Below are 16,556 nucleotides of genomic sequence, written 5' to 3'. Positions count from 1 at the left end.
TTGCCACTCCCCTACCAATGCCACATCAGCCTGCTTGCAGATCCAGAGATCTGCAGATCAATCGCAACATGTCGCAAATATTCAATAAACATTGAAAGCTATCGGTTATTTTCAACACTCAACATGGAGAAAAAACGATGACTAAGCGATTAAACTATTTTTCAAGCTCACCTCAGGCAATGCAGATATTGCTCGAACAAGAAAACTATCTTCACCAGCAATTTAGTCACTCCAATTCGGTGAATATCACCACTTGGGAATTGCTGAAACTAAGGGTTTCACAAATCAACCAATGTGCCTTCTGTATTGATATGCATAGCAAAGACGCCCTTAAATTGGGAGAGCGCCCAGAGCGGATATATGGCTTAAGTGCCTGGATGGATATGCCCTTATATTCCGAACTTGAACGTGCGGCATTACAATGGGCGGAATTGATCACATCAAATCGACCCGTCACAGAAGCCGCCTATAAACAGGCTCTAGCAATGTTTGGCGAACAAAGTTTGGTTGATTTGACAATCGCGGTGAATGCGATTAATAGTTGGAATCGGATCTCCAAAACCTTTAAACCCGAGGTAGGGAATTATCAACCAAACTAATCAAGCGCTCCGATCTGCTGAGTCTCCCTTTGATTTCAGGTTGTTTCAACCAAAAGGGAGCTTAGCGCACTATGTTCAAGGGATCTGGTCAGCCTCGGTTCCGGCCACTCCAGGGAAGAACATGACAAAGTGGCTACAAGCTGATGCTTGTAGCGGCATCATGTTTATTTTAGCTGGAAGTGTTGAATTTGATGGCATTCCATATTCGGCAAAAGCGCTGCTGCTACCGATAAGCAAACAAGCACACACCATAATGCTCTCTTCGGGGACTCAAGTCGCGGGAGTTCGTTTTCAGCCTGGTATTAGTGTCGATATATTACGCACTCAATTCGAGCAATCGGTAGCACAGCAAGATAATAAACAGCAACGCTGGCTGCAGCGAATGGCAAACCGCCTGCAGTATACGCCTCATCACCAAGCTCGAATTACAGCACTCTATAAATGGTTGAATAATACCGTTGATATTTGCCAATGCATTCCAGCCTCAGTATTGCGCTGTTTGCAGGTGATTCAGAACGCCAACAATAACCAGCTCTCGAAGAGTGGTATGCCACTGAGTCAACGTCAAATCGAGCGTCAATTTCAAAAATGGGTAGGTATAAGCCCCAAACAATGCCAAAGAATATTGCGGGTCAAAAAAACCATCGAACATCTCAAACACAAACCTAATAGCAACTTAGTCACATTGGCATTGGATTATGGATTTTCAGATCAATCTCATATGACCAGAGAATTTGCACAAATCGCTAAAATCACACCCAAACGTTACTGTAAACGGATCGCGAGCAAATGATGTTTAACAGCGAGGAGTAAAATATTGTCAGTTCTCTAAGTGGTTAAAGTGTATGGCTTTTATAGGCGCTCGGGCTTTGACCAGTAATGCATTTAAACTTGGTACTGAAGTAATTACTATCGTTATAACCCACCCGATAAGCAACATCAGTAATTGAAAGACCCGTTTCGATTAAAGTCATCGCTTTTCTAATTCGTAATTGGTTCAAAAACTTATTGGTCGAAGAGCCTGTGAGCTGCGATATCTTATTGCTTAAGGCTCGTGAACTGACCTGAAAAGAATCACAGATCTGCTGCACCGAAAGATCCTGTTCTCTATAATTATTAATCAGAAAAACAATGGCATTCATTAAGGGGGAATTATCAATCTGAGTCATGTTCAAACGATCTATCGTCAACAACAACTGCTCAAACATTAACGACACCATCACCTCAGAATGTTTATACTCGCGTTGCTGCTCAATACGCATATTATCCGCTATTGCCAAAATAGGCTCAAATGAGTCTTCGGTGATTAATAGATTGGTCGCACCATCCTCTAAATGTTTAATCACATTCACTGCTTTAGGACTTAGATTGAGCTGATGTTTGTTATAGAGAATATTGACCAAGGTGACATCACGATTATCCACGTACTGATGGTAATCATTGTCGCTGACGCAAGCCAAAGTATTTGGCAACACCACTTTCTGCAAGCCATTTACAATATGTACACCACTACCAGCACTGACTAAAATAAGCTCAGAAAAGTCGTGACAGTGTTCTGGGTAATCAAATTGAGGGTCACGATTCAACACCTTAATACTAGATTTTGTTCCAACAAATTCTTCTGATTTTAGATGTAACATTCGCTTCCCCCGTCATTTTGAATGATTATCAGACAACCCCCATTAAAAAGCTGAGAGCAGGCTCTCAGCCCAACTATCTATAAGGATTGTTGATATAAGGCCACCACTTGCTCCCGAGTCATCGGCTGTGGATTCCCGCCCGCACAAGGATCTGCCAATGCATCGTCAACCCATGCGAGGGTATCTTGCGCACTCACTCCCAGTTCAGCAAATCCACTCGGGATCCCAACTCTGCGATTCAAGTCTTTAAGCCCTTGAATTGCAGCAAAACTGGCTTGTTCGGGGCTGAGTTCAGAAGTATCCAACCCTAAGGCTTGAGCTATTTTTGCGAATTTTTCAACCCGATACGGGCGGTTGAATTCACTAACAATTGGCAACAATATGGCGTTACAAACACCATGGGGGAGATCTTTCTGCGCACCTGCAGGGTGAGCCATAGCATGCACCATCCCCAATCCCGCACTATTAAAAGATAAGCCTGCAATAAACTGCCCATAGGCCATCATTTCTCGGGCTTCTATACGACTGCCATCATCGACTGCTTGTGGCAGATATTCAGCAATGGTTTTAATCGCTTCTAGTGAAATGTAGTCGGTTAGCTTATGCGCCCCCTGCGACACATAAGATTCAATGGCATGGGTCAAGGCATCGATCCCCGTTGCAGCAGTAATGGCGCTAGGGATCCCCAACATCACCGAGGGATCATTCACCGAAACATCAGGAATAATTTTATCCGAGATAAGAACATGCTTCACATGTGTCTCGGTGTCGGTAATCACCGCATTACTGGTCACTTCAGCGGCGGTGCCTGCAGTGGTATTTATGGCGTATAGTGGCACACCTAACTGAGCAACTTGTTCGACCCCATTATATTTAGCAATAGGCCCAGGGTTAGCCGACAAAATTCTTACCGCTTTGGCGGTGTCGATAGCACTACCGCCCCCAAAACCAATTAAGTATTTGGCACCGCTGCTAACGAACAGATCAAAAGCGCTATTCACCGTATTGGTGTCGGGATTCGGCCGCACCGCTGAGAACAACGTCAAGTTGAGTTCACTAAGTAATAGCTTATTGCTAAAACCGAGCTTGACCATTGCCGGGTCGCAAATTAACAGGCCTGCGTCGCCTTGGTGCTCAAGCAATAAACGTTCAATTAATGCTTCAATGGCACCAACGCCAGAAAAGTTAATCTTAGGAAACGCGAGTTTAAATACAGACATCATGACCTCACAAATTAAATTCTCGTTTTAAAATATCCATGTTTTCTTGGCTGACGCCATCCGGCTCATAACCAGAGGCAAGACACATCAGATACAGCTTGGCTCCCTTATTCGCGACATCGATAGAATCAAAAGCCTGTAATACATCCCCACCCGAAGCGGTTGCGCCGTGTTTTTCCCAAATCGCAACATCGTGCGTCATTAAAACATCGGAGGTTTTATCGGCCATCTCCTCAGACGATGGCAGGCAATAAGGCACCACACCAATCCCCCGTGGCACAAAGGCCCGCACTTCGGGTAACATTTTCCAACAAGTGTGAGTGAATAATTCACTGCTTTGAGCAATTTTGGGATGATGAGACAAAGCAATCAACTCCAAAGGATGGGTATGTACAACGGCTCGATGTGGCACCTTGGCGTTTCGCTGAGCCAGCAAAATTTTAATGTGGCTAATAAACTCAGAAGTGGGCGCAAAATCTTCGCTCGCCTTCCCCCCCCAAAGAATTTGGTAAGCATTGGCGTCGGCATTAATCCGCAATATGCAGCCGGCGTATGCCGCGTCGCGTAATTCTCGAATTCGTTGGCCTGTCCCCTTTACATAATAAATACGATTAGCGCTGGCTAAAGGGAGTTGAACCGGTAACGGTTTAATCGGTGCATCACACACCACGTCATCCATCAACTCACTTAGATCAACGGAAATATTACCGCCATTGCGCTCTGCCCACTCGCGCTGCCAAAGGTATTGCGATACTTCCGTTACCTTGGCAATCTCAGTTTTAACAGCATCATTTAATGAAATCATTGTAGATAAAAAACCTCTTTGAGTGATTTTGAAAGCGGTGAGTTGTTTGGATTTGAAGGCATTACATCCTTCATATAAACCCACCATTTTTTACATATCTCGGTATCAGCAATCGCATCCCACTGCGCATCACTCTCCACTTCAGCATAAGCAAACAATAAATTTTGCTCGGCCAGTAAATGGATAGAATAATTGTGTACCCCATGAGAACTGAGCAGCGTTTTCATCTCTGGCCAAATTTCATCATGCCGTTTTTGATATTCGTCGTGGCAAGCTGGGTTAACGTACATCACAAATGTTTTTCTTTTCATGATTTAACTCCTTAAGCCGCCATACCTAAACCAACCACGTTCGCTGCGGCAGTAATGACCAATAAACCAAGGATTAAGATCCGTACTGGACGAGTACCAACGCCTTTCCATTCGGCCATCACTAAACCAATCACACCGCCAAACAGAACATAGCCCGACATGTGTAACATCCAATTGATGTAGCTAAGGTGCTCTGGCACTGAAGCTTCGCCCCAACCATAGAAAAAGAACTGCAGGTACCACATGATCCCGCCCATCGCGGTAAACAATAGGTTACGGAGCATCAAACCTTTCCCTAGCGACATGTCGGCTCGTACCGAAATGTCTTTATTGGTAATGATGTGATACAAACAAAAGCCGAAGTTAACGATCGCGCCACCGCCCATGATGAAGCCGAAAGCGGGCATCGCCACATACAAGTAATTAATCCCTAAAGCCGCTGACTGCGCTTTAATCGGTGCAGCCGCTTCTAAACCGAAGGCAAATCCGGCAGAAAAAATGCCGCAAATAATCGCTAAGGTCACCCCTTTCTTGAGGTTAAATTCTTCCGCTTTCTCGCCCAGCGCCTTCTCTTTCTCATTTCCGGCATAAGCGACAATGGCAATACCAATTAACGCAATGAAAATACCAACAAAAGTTAGGCTGCCCCCATCGGAATGGACCAAAGTCATCAGTTCGCCGCGAATAATCGGTGGGAGAAGTGTTCCAACCGCAAGGTTCAAACCAATCGCAATACCAATCCCCATGGAGAGACCAAGATAGCGCATAGTTAAACCATAGGTGATGTTACCGATCCCCCACATCGCGCCACAAAACATCATCATCACGAAGGTCGACATCGGGATCTGCGAGTAAAATTCGCTGAAGTTAGGCACCAACATCGACGTCACTAACCACGGCATTAATACCCAAGAAAATAGCCCGCCAATCGACCACATCAATTCCCACGACCAGCCCTTCACTTTTTTATAGGGCGCGTAAAAGGCCGCCGCGGATGCCGCTCCAACCAAGTGCCAGCCAATACCTGCTACTACAGACATATTTTTATTCCTTTTAAATTATTTTGTAGAGTAAGAGTTTGTTGGCTCGCCGCGATTATCACAGTTTCGGCAAGCCGTTACTGTGAAGCTATCTCGCCAATAAAGCGGTCGCTTCGTAATCTTTTACTTGGTGGATCCAATCAAAGCCGACTGGCACACCACTCTGTAAGCAGTGGTAATCCCATACCGCTTGCCAAGGCAGTGAATGCGCCTCTTCGATAAGACCGAAGCGAGAGGTGTAATCGTAACTCTGCTCAGCCGCTTTTAATTTTGAGACCGGCTCTAGTAGCGCTTTGAGCAAGGCTTTTTGCGCGTTACGGGTTCCAATGACCCAGGCGGCAATGCGGTTAATCGAAGCATCAAAGAAATCAAGGCCGATTGAGACTCGGTCATTTAAATTGTTACGTACGATTTCGCGCATAATGGCTTGAGTTTCATCGTCAAATGACACCACGTGATCCGAATCCCAACGGATCGGGCGGGTCACATGCAGTAACAAATCGCGGATATAGATGGAGCAGGCACTGATCTTATCACTAATACATTCAGTGGGATGGAAATGGCCGGCATCAAGGCAAAGTGCAATATTACGGGTAGCGGCATAGCCAAGATAGAACTCATTACTGCCCACGGTGTAAGCCTCGGCACCGATGCCAAACAGCTTACTTTCTACCGCATCCTTATGATATTGCTCGTCAATTTTTTCAACCAAAGCTAAATCTAAGGATTCAGCCAAGCGCTGACGAGGCGATAAACGATCAATCGGTTGATCTTTCATGCCATCGGGGATCCAAATATTCATCACCGAAGGACTGCCTAACTCCCGGCCAAAGTATTCAGAAATTTTGCGACAAGCCTTCACATGGTCAATCCAAAAATCCCGTACCGCCTTATCTGGGTGCGACAAAGTAAAGCCATCATCCGCCTTTGGATGAGAGAACAGAGTAGGATTAAAATCCAAGCCTAAATGTTGCTGTTTTGCCCACTCAACCCAAGTCGCAAAATGTTCAGGTTTAAGTTGATCTCGCTCTACCTTCTGGTCGGTATCTAAATAAATCGCATGTAAGTTCACCCGTTTTTTACCCGGAATGAGAGAAAATGCTTGCTCCATATCGGCGCGCAGCTCGGCGGGCGTTTTTGCGGCACCCGGATAGTTTCCGGTCGCCTGTATCCCGCCACTAAGCGCAACATCAGGCGATTCAAAACCGCGCACATCATCCCCCTGCCAACAGTGGATGGAGATCGCAGTTTCATTCAGAGCTTGCAAAGCATGCTCGGTATCGACCCCATGTTTTTCAAATACTTCTTTGGCATAGTGATAAGCGCTAATAACTTGTTCTTTACTCATTTCAGTACCTACTTAATGATTTGTTTATATTGATTTTTAATTGCTTGAAGTGAAGCGATAGGCTGTGGTTCAAAGATTTTCACTTCAGAAGAGTGGTGCACCAGCTGGCGCGCCTGTTCAAGATTGGCTATGACACCCAGAGCGATAAATTGATTCACCACGTTGCCAAGTGCCGAGGCTTCGGTCGGTTCGGTCGAAACCTTGATCTCACAAACATCGGCACACAGTTGATTCAAGAATTGATCTTGCGTTCCTCCGCCAACAATACGCAGCTCCTGCAGGTTTCGACCCGAAACTTCAGCTAACTGACCCAACACGCTGGCGTAGGCCAAGGCTAAGCTGTCATAAATGCAGCGCACCACTTGAGCAAGCGTTTCGGGAGAGGGTTGTGAGCGCTGCTTAAACCACGCTTTAATCGCGCTAGTCATCGACGCGGGGTTTAAAAAGGCATCGTCATTGGGGTTGATGATAAATTCGAAAGGCTTGGCCATCTTTGCCAGCGCCGCAATATCACTAAAAGCTAAAGATGGATTCTCCGCTTTAATCTGCTGGATCAGCCACAAACCCATAATGTTCTTCAGAACCCGGTAACGCCCATTCACCCCACCTTCATTGGTTAAGTTATAAGCGAAAGCTTTATTACAGGTATAAGCTTGCTCACTTTCAATACCCAACAAGGACCAGGTTCCAGAACTTAAATAAGCGCAATGCTGGTCAAAAATAGGCGTGGCCGCGACCGCAGAGGCTGTATCATGGCTAGCAACGGAACAAACTGGGATGCTGATGTTTCCCAAATGATATTGGCCAATCATACGATTTGGCAGGCTTGGCGGTAAAAACCAGTCGAGCTTCGCCCCACAGGCTTCGACTAAAGCAGGCGACCACGACTGATCATCACAAGCCAATAACTGGCTGGTCGACGCATTGGTGTATTCACAATGCTTCACTCCGCAAAGCTTGTAATTAAGGTAATCTGGTATAAACAGCAAGCTATCCACTTGCTCTAACCACTCTGGCTGGCTATCGGTAATCGCTTTTAACTGATTAATGCTATTAAACGGCAAAAATTGAATGCCGGTTATCCCGTAGATATCCTGTCGGCTAATGCCACTCTCACGAATTAATTTTTCTTGGATCCCTTGAGTACGCTGATCTCGATAGCTGACAAACTCCCCCAGATGACGACCAAATTGGTCGAGTAATACAAAATCAACGCCCCAAGTATCAATCGCGAGCGAGGCAACATGAATGTTTTTATCCAATACCTTATTAATGCCAATTTTGATTTCTTCTAAAATCGAATAAAGGTCCCAGCAAAGCTGCTGGTTCACTTTAACTTGATGATTTTTAAAACGATGGAGTTCTTCTAAAGTAAGCTTTCCTTCGCTTAAATATCCAACCATGACACGTCCACTAGACGCACCGAGGTCAACCGCAATCACTGACTTCATTGTTTTAATTCCCCTTTCTTGATGGGGCTATTAAAACGATTATCGACACACAATAACTTCACGTTTTGTAAGGAATAGAAATTAATCGTGTATTTTTTTAAAGATAAAGCTGCTCAGATTCAAATTTACAAAAGTTTATGAGGGGGCTTGTATTGAACAGAGGTTCCGCAGGAAAAATCACTCATAATGACAACTCAATGTTTTTTACAACCGCGGCAAGATAGCGACACCGAAAATATTGAGCTTGTGAAAGCAATATGCAGCTTCAAGCGGATAAGCGAGAGAAAGGCGAGAGAAAGGCGAGCAAACGACGTCACAGCCATGACTAAAGAGCAAATCACCAGCCTTTGCTCATATTGCGAACGAAGGACTAAAAAATCGCTCAAACACTCACAGAAGTGAGACCTGAACAACGACTCGGCGAATATCACTATCCATCATTAACGTTCTAAGCGCGTCGAACCGCTTTGCTAGCAGGGAGAACATCTAATCCAAGCAAGGCTTAACAAAGTAGGCCAAGCACTCACTTCGCATCCCATATGCTCAGAGAACCAATAGCGAGAACTTTGGCAAGCATCGGCAACTACCGGCAACCGCCAGCCCCTTAAGCCATCAACGATGCCAAGATGCTTAACCAGACTTTGATGTTTTTTTGCTAGGTTTGTTGATCGAACGGATGTTGATCACGGCTATGTCGTGTAAAATGGGCGCATCTTTGCAGATATCAACACCCTAAACAGCATCACTTTTCTCTTTGAAATGCATAAACCAAGCAAATCGTGCTAGATTTATACAGGTTAATCTATCAAGGGAAGTGGATGCCTATCACTGGTGAGTGTTTCTGTGGGGAAATCAAATATTGTATTAATGGCGTATTACGAGATGCTCGTTCCTGTCATTGTTCCCAATGCCGCAAGGCATTCAGTTTGCAAGCCTCGGCTTATGCTTTAGTTGATGCAAATAAATTCAAATGGGTGTCTGGTGAAACCTTACTGACTTCTTATGTGGGTAAACATGGATTTGGCCTGCAATTTTGTAGTCAATGCGGTTCAACACATTGTGGCCTCTATAATGGTAGAGTCCACGGGGTAACTTTAGCTTGTATTAACGAAGATCCTCACATTGAACTGGGAAGACATATTTAGTGGGCTCTAAAGCAAACTGGAAAACTATCGCAGATGGTGTTCCGCAATATCAAGAAAATGTACCCGAAGATGCCATAACCTAGCGCTTCATGTGATACAACAAAATGGCCTATCTTGATAGGTGAAATAAGCCAAGCGGGCAACAAGCCTGAGCTTGGCGTTAACTTTCGAGGAATTACTTTTTAATGCTGGATAAAATAATCATCATCCGAGATTACCTGAACAATATTAAGACTCGCTGCACCTACAATGCGGCAGCTAAAGCCATTGGTGTTAAGCCAACCGAATTTAAAAAACTGCTGGGTGATCGTAAACCAGAAAACTCTTGGTTTGTTAATACTGGTGCTGGAGAGCCCGTTGGCTACGCCGACGATGAAAAACATCCAGAGCTTTATCGGACAAAACGAATTATTACATCCGCAGAAGTTTTAACTCGAAATCTAGACCTGTGAGAAAGTGATCCACCGCTTCAACATGCTTAGAGCCAGCAGCAGTGTAATTTCCCTGCGACTCGCTCGATACAAACAGCACTAACTTCCAATAGCTAAGCTAATTTGTATAAACTTCGGGTTAAGCGCTCACTTAGGTTTATCGAGCAGGTGTCAGCATAATCGCTGGCACGCTTGGCTAGCCTAAAACGTCATATTATAGCAAACTGATTCATTATATGATCCACAGATTGCGCAGCATAAATCTGCCGATAACCAAGCATGAACTACAGTCACCAGTGGCTTTAATGACCAAATACAGAACCCAGTTAGCGGTGATTTAGGCCCGCAACAATCAACAGATAATGAGTTAGATGGGTATTAATCTTACGGCTTATCATCCTGCTAAGGCCACTTCATACCTCACCTAATCGCTTACAATTACAATCGTCTATAAGCATCCGCATATAACCATCCATATATGGCCCATCGCTAACCATGTGCTCGCTCTTGCTGGCGAAAATCACAACTATCGGAGTGACTTAAAAAATTTAGGGGATTCCGGAGTGCATTTAACTATTTTGATGGCACATTCACTAAATTCGACCACAATAGTTATTACGGTTAGCTTGAGCAACGGTTAGCTAATATAAAAGCATACAACGCAAACCAAACTATAAATTGAAACTTCATTCGTGAATAACAAAATACTTACCCACATGAACCGGAGAAGAATATGACTACCAAACTAGATGCACAGGCTCTAAACCAGCTGTTTACAGAAGCCCGAACATTTAATGCTTTCTTAGATAAAGCGGTACCCGATGAATTGATTAAAGAACTTTATGAATTAATGAAATGGGCGCCAACATCCATGAACTGCCAACCCGGTTATTATGTGGTCGTTAAAAGTGCCGACGCAAAAGAAAAGTTAAATAAAGCCTTAGCGCCTGGGAATCAGCAAAAGAGCCTCGCGGCACCAGCCTCGGTCATCATTGCCTCTGACGAGCAGTTTTATAATCATCTACCAGAGCAATTCCCCGCTTATCCAACAGCCAAAGACATGTTTGCAAATGATGCAAGTTTCCGCGATGCAACCGCTTTTAGAAATTCAAGTTTGCAAGGCGCCTATTTCATCATGGCAGCTCGCAGCCTGGGTTTAGATTGCGGCCCAATGAGTGGCTTTGATAACAAACTGGTCGATGACAGCTTCTTCCCTGAGGGGCGTTATAAATCTAACTTCATCATCAATTTTGGCTATGGGGATGCAGCACAAAACTATCCGAGAGGACCTCGTCTCGCATTTGAAGACGTCGTTAAAATACTTTAGTGATTTGCGCCAAGCCGCTATTCGCCTTTTAGCAAGCAAGGCAATCGCGTGTTTGGCTGCTCTGCTAGCAAAACACAGCATGGCGATGTCGTCGTGTTTAACAATCGCGATGATCTTATACGCAGGCCAAACCAGCTCATTTCCCCATGCAGTCCAAAATACCTTCAACACTGAACCCGCGATGAAGTCTTCACAGGCCATCTCTTAAGCTAAATTTTAGCTTCATTTAAGGCTATTCGAACCGCCTTGTGTTCGTTATGCTTAAGGCATATCCAAACACGGTCCTATGACTATGACCATCAAGAGATTTTTAATTAGGAGACTAACTCGATGACTAATCTTGATATTGTAAAAAGTACCTATGAAGGTAAAACCTCGGAAGAAAACGGCAAAAACCTCAAACGTTACCTAAGCGCTGACACTCAATGGACCGAAGCGGCTGGCTTTCCTTATGCGGGAACGTACCAAGGATTTGACGAAATTGAAAAAAATGTGTTTGCGCGTTTAGCCAGCGAATGGGATGGCTATAATTTTGCAGTTGAAGACTATGTTGCGTCAGGTGACAAGGTTTTTGCTTATGGTACTTATAGTGGAACCTATAAGACAACCGGCAAGCATTTCAAAGCCAGAGTTGCCCACTTATGGACACTGAAAGATAGTAAGATAGTAAGTTTCGAACAATTTGTTGATAGTAAAACCGTTTGCGACGTCATGTAAGCCAACATTGAGAGCCCTCAGTCTCGACTCCAACTCATGATTGTTGTCCAGCCAAATCTGAACAGCTCTTGCCTGGCACTTTAATCCCTCTTCATTCGCTGAGTATTTAAACGGGACTAGCTTCTCTGTTTTATTTTTTGCCATGATAAAACTAATTCGATAGCCTGTGATTCAAAACCTGAGAGCTAACCACAGGGTTGGCTTTTACATCGCAATAAATAGCCAGTAAGTCGTTTTGTGGAGTTCGAACATTGAATGAAAAATTAACGGTACTCATCATTGAAGATGAACCAGCAATTGCTGAAAATCTCATTTATGTATTAGCAATGGATGGCTATTGCCCTCAGTGGGTTGCAACGGCAGGTGAAGGCTTAGCGTTTTTGAAAGAGAACGCCGTTGCTTTGTTAGTGTTGGATGTCGGCTTACCCGATGGGAATGGTTTTGAACTGTGCAAAACCATTCGCGAGTTTTCTGATCTGCCGATCATCTTTCTGACCGCGAGAAACGAAGAGATAGATCGAGTGGTTGGTTTGGAAATAGGCGCAGATGACTACGTAACCAAACCGTTTAGCCCCAGAGAAATGTTAGCAAGAATCAAGCTGCGCATTAAATCTCGAACAATGACGCCAGCGCTTGCAGCAGTTCAGCCAATACCAACCAAACAATTAATCGCTGATAATTTTGACTATTGTGTCAACGATCAGAAACTCGGTCTCACCGCAGTAGAGTTTAAGATCCTCAACAAACTGATTTCGGTATCCTCCAATGTATTGAGCCGCGAACAATTGATGATAGCTGCCGATATGGCGCCAGAGGCTGCTTACGAGCGTAATGTTGATACCCACATTAAAGCTATCCGTAACAAGCTGAAGCCGTTTGCCATGCATCAACGCATTCGTACCAAACGAGGTTTTGGTTATTTTTATAGTCTAAAGGGGCAGTCATGAGCCGCTGGCCGAAGATACCGTTAGGATTTAGACTGTTCTTGCTCTATTTTATCCTGCTTGGAATTACTGCCTACATGGTAAGCAAAACCGTAATTTTGGAGCTCAAGCCTACCGTACGCCAAACCACGGAAGAAACACTGGTCGATATGGCAAACTTGCTTGCCGTATTGGCGGAGCAAGATGTCGCCAATGGCAACATGTCAGAGAGTCGATTTGCGAAATTATTAAGCGCTTATGGCCAGCGAGATCCACTATCTCACATTTGGGGCGTCGGCGAAAAAGCAAGTAATCACCGCATCTATATTACCGATCAACAAGGCATCGTCATTGCCGATTCCTGGCAACAAGATGTAGGCAAAGATTACTCGCAATGGAATGATGTATTCCTCACGCTACGCGGCCAATACGGTGCGCGCAGTTCCACTGAAGATCCTAAGGACCCTTTATCAACGGTCATGCATATTGCTGCTCCTATTTACCACCACGGAGAAATCATCGGCAGCTTAACGGTTGCAAAATCCAATCGCTCCGTTCAGCCGTTTATTGACCGCTCCAAACGCAATGTTTTGTTTTGGATGGTTTGGATGAGTGGCTTGGTGCTTATTGCTGGGGCGTTGTTCGCCTGGCGTATTCATTCGGCACTCAACAGACTCGAAGATTACGCAAAAAAATTGGGGCAAGGAGAGAAAGTCACCAAACCAGTTTTTCGCATTTCCTATGAGTACCAAGCCCTCGGAGATGCCTTGCAGAAAATGCGCAATAAACTTGATGGCAAGCAATACGTGGAAAAGTATGTGCAGACTCTCACCCATGAGTTAAAAAGCCCACTTTCAGCCATCAAAGGTGCCAGCGAAATTTTACAAATACCTTTGCCTGAAGAAAAAATAGCTCGTTTCGCAAATAACATCGAACGAGAAAGTGACCGAATGCTGTCCCTGATAAATAATCTACTCGAACTAACGCGCCTTGAACAACGACCTCAGTTAGAAACCTTAGAGAAAATATCAATCGCAGAAGCACTGGATGATGTTGTGCTGGCGGCAGATGCTCGCTTAAGTGCCAAAGCAGCGACTTGCAATATAAAATGCGACCGAAATAGCGTGGTGCTTGGCGAGTCTTTCTTACTCAAACAAGCTCTGTATAATTTGATGGATAATGCTTTAGATTTTGTTGAGCAAGATGGCTTGATTGAATGGCAGCTTGCTGTCTCTAAGGAAGCGGTAAATCTATCTATTTATAATTCAGGTCCGCATATCCCCGACTATGCGATGCCGCGATTGACCGAGCGATTTTATTCTCTGCCACGCGAAAACGGAGTGAAAAGTAGCGGGCTGGGACTCAACTTTGTAGACCAGGTAATGAAACTGCACAAAGGTAGCCTTCAGATTAAAAATGTAAGCTTGGGCGTAAAAGTAACGTTAAACCTAGCAACTACATAAAAACTCTACACAAGCTCCATCGATTCTCCAAACTATTGTTTTAAATTAAAAACATCAGTTAAGGAGAATGAAAAATGAAACAAATCCTCAATCATCAACTCGGCATGAAATTCGGATTCGTGCTGTTTTTACTTATATTGCTTCAAATTCCCGTTTCTATGCTCAGTGGACTAATCTCTGAGCGTTCAGTTAACCAGGAACAAGTCATCAACGACATCGCTCGCAGCAGTAGCAGCGAGCAACATATTATCGGTCCTTTTATCATGGTGAACTACACGGTTCCAGACCTTCGCAATGGCATAACTTACCGATTGGCGAACCGAAAATTTATCTTACCCAAAACTTTTGACATGAGCGCTCAACTGGACAGCTTTGAAAAATATCGGGGTATTTATCGTGCTCGACTATACAAAGCACAGACCACATTAAGAGGAACTTTTGAACTTGCAGCGTTAGATGCACTACGTCAATACGAGATAACCCAAATAAGTATGGTTGTAGGGGTTCGAGATAGCCGGGGCTTAATCAGACTTGATGAGATGGCCCTAGCGGGAAAGACCTTTGAAGTCTTTCCCGGGACAGGACTAAGCCAGTTTCCCCAAGGGTTTCATAGCAATTTAGAACTCCAACAAATCGATTTAACTAAACCTTTGGCTTTCGACCTAAATTTTCTACTGCAAGGCACAGGCACATTACAAGTTGCACCAATCGGTGATCGCTCCACTGTCGAACTCTCTTCTGCGTGGCCACATCCGAGCTTTATTGGTGACTATTTACCAGTCTCGTCCAGCATCTCCGAATCCGGCTTTAAAGCCCAGTGGTCAAGCAATAACTTCTCAACCAATATCGCTCAATGGTTTGAAAGTTGTTTGTCGAGCGTGGACTCCTGCGCCGACTTAGAACAACGGCAAATGGGAGTAAGCCTTATTGATCCTGTAGACCACTATCTGAAATCACATCGCGCGGTAAACTATTCGCTTTTGGTTATGACCCTGGTATTTGTCAGCTTCTTTTTATTGGAACTGTTTCAAGCGCGACCGATCCACCCCGTGCAATATGGCTTTGTTGGTTTGGCACTTGCACTATTTTATCTACTATTAATTTCAATGAGCGAACATATGGGCTTTAACTGGGCGTATACATTGTCTGCTGTTGCATCAACCAGTTTATTGAGTATCTATGTTGGCGGCATCTTAAATAGCACCAAACATGGCATGGTGTTTGGGATGAGCCTATTAATTCTCTATGGCATTCTATTTGGATTACTACAGGCAGAAAATTACGCATTACTCATGGGGACCTTGTTGTGCTTCGTCGTTTTGAGTTTCGTGATGTTATTAACCCGCAAGGTAGATTGGTACCAACGCAGCAACCCAGTATCTGAGCTCACAACCGAGACTAATCGTGACCCCACAGAAGCTTAAACATGCAAATAAAAACAGCAGCCGTGATGGCGGCTTTGGTTCAAGGTCACGGCTGCGCTTTTCGCTGACCCATGCATTAAAGAGTCTATTGTGGCTAATCGTGTTGATAGTGATTGCTTGCTATGTGCGAGATGATTTTATTCGACCGACCTTGGGAGATGTATTCGTGGTGGTGTGGCTGCACTATTTGCTTGCCAGTATTGTGAATGTTTCGTCTAAAATAACGGCTGCTGCGGCAGTCCTTATCGCATATTTAATAGAGATGGGACAGTACCTGCAAATCAACCAATGGCTGAACATTGCCCCTTCATCGGTATTACATATTATTTTGGGAGCGACCTTCGACGGAATGGATTTGCTGGCTTATCTTATCGGCGGTATGTTGTGCTTATTGATCGACATCGAGCAAAGTTAAAAGATCTGCGCTTCCACACTAGAAAGTAAAAATCGCGACAGGATCGATATGTAGAGCAAATCATGGTTGCTTATCAAACGATGCCTTTCGCGTACCTTGCAATATTTGAATTGACTCATAAATATCTAAATCAACACCATGAATTCACATGATTGGCAGTCTCTTCATAAAACCCTGTAAGTTCACAAAATACATCCTGTTATTTGATATCCAGTCATTCTCCCTTAAACAATTCGCAAAACGGAGTGTTTCCACTTGAGAGTGGAAAAATCAAAGCGTAATATCAACCACTTAGAT

At 44.3% G+C, this 16,556-nt stretch carries 17 protein-coding genes; 10 read left to right on the top strand and 7 right to left on the bottom strand.

The window, feature by feature from the left end; translation table 11 throughout:
• Nucleotides 1–137 precede the first annotated feature (137 nt).
• Both ACRRS0_RS06830 and ACRRS0_RS06825 read left to right on the top strand, forming a co-directional pair.
• On the top strand, nt 138–599 hold the full coding sequence (locus ACRRS0_RS06830) for a carboxymuconolactone decarboxylase family protein (protein WP_432453948.1): 462 nt from the start codon (nt 138–140) through the stop codon (nt 597–599).
• A gap of 40 nt (nt 600–639) precedes the next feature.
• Nucleotides 640–1,392 (top strand): helix-turn-helix domain-containing protein, encoded by a 753-nt coding sequence (locus tag ACRRS0_RS06825; protein WP_432453949.1) that lies wholly within the window; start codon nt 640–642, stop codon nt 1,390–1,392.
• Between the two features lie 43 nt (nt 1,393–1,435).
• Here ACRRS0_RS06825 and ACRRS0_RS06820 read toward each other — a convergent pair whose 3' ends face one another.
• The 7 genes from ACRRS0_RS06820 to rhaB form a co-directional block, all read right to left on the bottom strand.
• A complete protein-coding gene (locus ACRRS0_RS06820) occupies nt 1,436–2,239 on the bottom strand; it encodes a helix-turn-helix domain-containing protein (RefSeq protein ID WP_432453950.1) in 804 nt (267 codons plus the stop codon).
• 77 nt (nt 2,240–2,316) lie between these two features.
• Nucleotides 2,317–3,462: an iron-containing alcohol dehydrogenase gene (locus tag ACRRS0_RS06815; protein ID WP_432453951.1), complete on the bottom strand. Its 1,146-nt coding sequence runs from the start codon at nt 3,460–3,462 to the stop codon at nt 2,317–2,319.
• Nucleotides 3,463–3,466: 4 nt separating this feature from the next.
• The gene (gene rhaD, locus ACRRS0_RS06810) at nt 3,467–4,264 is read right to left on the bottom strand and encodes a rhamnulose-1-phosphate aldolase (protein WP_432453952.1); all 798 of its coding nucleotides are present in this window, start codon (nt 4,262–4,264) and stop codon (nt 3,467–3,469) included.
• The gene (gene rhaM / locus ACRRS0_RS06805; protein WP_432453953.1) at nt 4,261–4,575 is read right to left on the bottom strand and encodes an L-rhamnose mutarotase; all 315 of its coding nucleotides are present in this window, start codon (nt 4,573–4,575) and stop codon (nt 4,261–4,263) included. The genes rhaD and rhaM overlap by 4 nt, the downstream gene beginning before the upstream one ends.
• A gap of 11 nt (nt 4,576–4,586) precedes the next feature.
• On the bottom strand, nt 4,587–5,615 hold the full coding sequence (locus ACRRS0_RS06800; protein ID WP_432453954.1) for an L-rhamnose/proton symporter RhaT: 1,029 nt from the start codon (nt 5,613–5,615) through the stop codon (nt 4,587–4,589).
• Nucleotides 5,616–5,703: 88 nt separating this feature from the next.
• Nucleotides 5,704–6,963 (bottom strand): L-rhamnose isomerase, encoded by a 1,260-nt coding sequence (locus ACRRS0_RS06795; RefSeq protein ID WP_432453955.1) that lies wholly within the window; start codon nt 6,961–6,963, stop codon nt 5,704–5,706.
• A gap of 8 nt (nt 6,964–6,971) precedes the next feature.
• Complete coding sequence (gene rhaB, locus ACRRS0_RS06790; RefSeq protein WP_432453956.1) at nt 6,972–8,414, bottom strand: rhamnulokinase; 1,443 nt, start codon at nt 8,412–8,414, stop codon at nt 6,972–6,974.
• An 818-nt stretch (nt 8,415–9,232) separates the two neighbouring features.
• Here rhaB and ACRRS0_RS06785 point away from each other — a divergent pair.
• From ACRRS0_RS06785 to ACRRS0_RS06750, 8 genes are all read left to right on the top strand, one after another.
• Nucleotides 9,233–9,559: a GFA family protein gene (locus ACRRS0_RS06785; protein WP_432453957.1), complete on the top strand. Its 327-nt coding sequence runs from the start codon at nt 9,233–9,235 to the stop codon at nt 9,557–9,559.
• Between the two features lie 185 nt (nt 9,560–9,744).
• On the top strand, nt 9,745–10,011 hold the full coding sequence (locus tag ACRRS0_RS06780; protein WP_432453958.1) for a hypothetical protein: 267 nt from the start codon (nt 9,745–9,747) through the stop codon (nt 10,009–10,011).
• A gap of 712 nt (nt 10,012–10,723) precedes the next feature.
• Nucleotides 10,724–11,317 (top strand): malonic semialdehyde reductase, encoded by a 594-nt coding sequence (locus tag ACRRS0_RS06775; protein WP_432453959.1) that lies wholly within the window; start codon nt 10,724–10,726, stop codon nt 11,315–11,317.
• 330 nt (nt 11,318–11,647) lie between these two features.
• Complete coding sequence (locus tag ACRRS0_RS06770; RefSeq protein WP_432453960.1) at nt 11,648–12,034, top strand: nuclear transport factor 2 family protein; 387 nt, start codon at nt 11,648–11,650, stop codon at nt 12,032–12,034.
• A 251-nt stretch (nt 12,035–12,285) separates the two neighbouring features.
• Nucleotides 12,286–12,981, top strand: a complete 696-nt coding sequence (locus ACRRS0_RS06765) for a response regulator (RefSeq protein WP_432453961.1) — start codon at nt 12,286–12,288, stop codon at nt 12,979–12,981.
• Complete coding sequence (gene creC, locus ACRRS0_RS06760; RefSeq protein ID WP_432453962.1) at nt 12,978–14,420, top strand: two-component system sensor histidine kinase CreC; 1,443 nt, start codon at nt 12,978–12,980, stop codon at nt 14,418–14,420. The genes ACRRS0_RS06765 and creC overlap by 4 nt, the downstream gene beginning before the upstream one ends.
• A 74-nt stretch (nt 14,421–14,494) precedes the next feature.
• Nucleotides 14,495–15,844, top strand: coding sequence for a cell envelope integrity protein CreD (gene creD, locus ACRRS0_RS06755; protein WP_432453963.1), 1,350 nt, complete (start codon nt 14,495–14,497; stop codon nt 15,842–15,844).
• Nucleotides 15,825–16,259, top strand: a complete 435-nt coding sequence (locus ACRRS0_RS06750) for a DUF2809 domain-containing protein (protein ID WP_432453964.1) — start codon at nt 15,825–15,827, stop codon at nt 16,257–16,259. Before creD ends, ACRRS0_RS06750 begins: the two co-directional genes overlap by 20 nt.
• The last annotated feature ends 297 nt before the right edge of the window (nt 16,260–16,556 follow it).

The organism is Agarivorans sp. QJM3NY_29 (assembly GCF_050870835.2).
Classification (GTDB): domain Bacteria; phylum Pseudomonadota; class Gammaproteobacteria; order Enterobacterales; family Celerinatantimonadaceae; genus Agarivorans.
The sequence above is the reverse complement of the archived record's forward strand: the minus strand, read 5'-3'. Positions and strand labels throughout refer to the sequence as shown.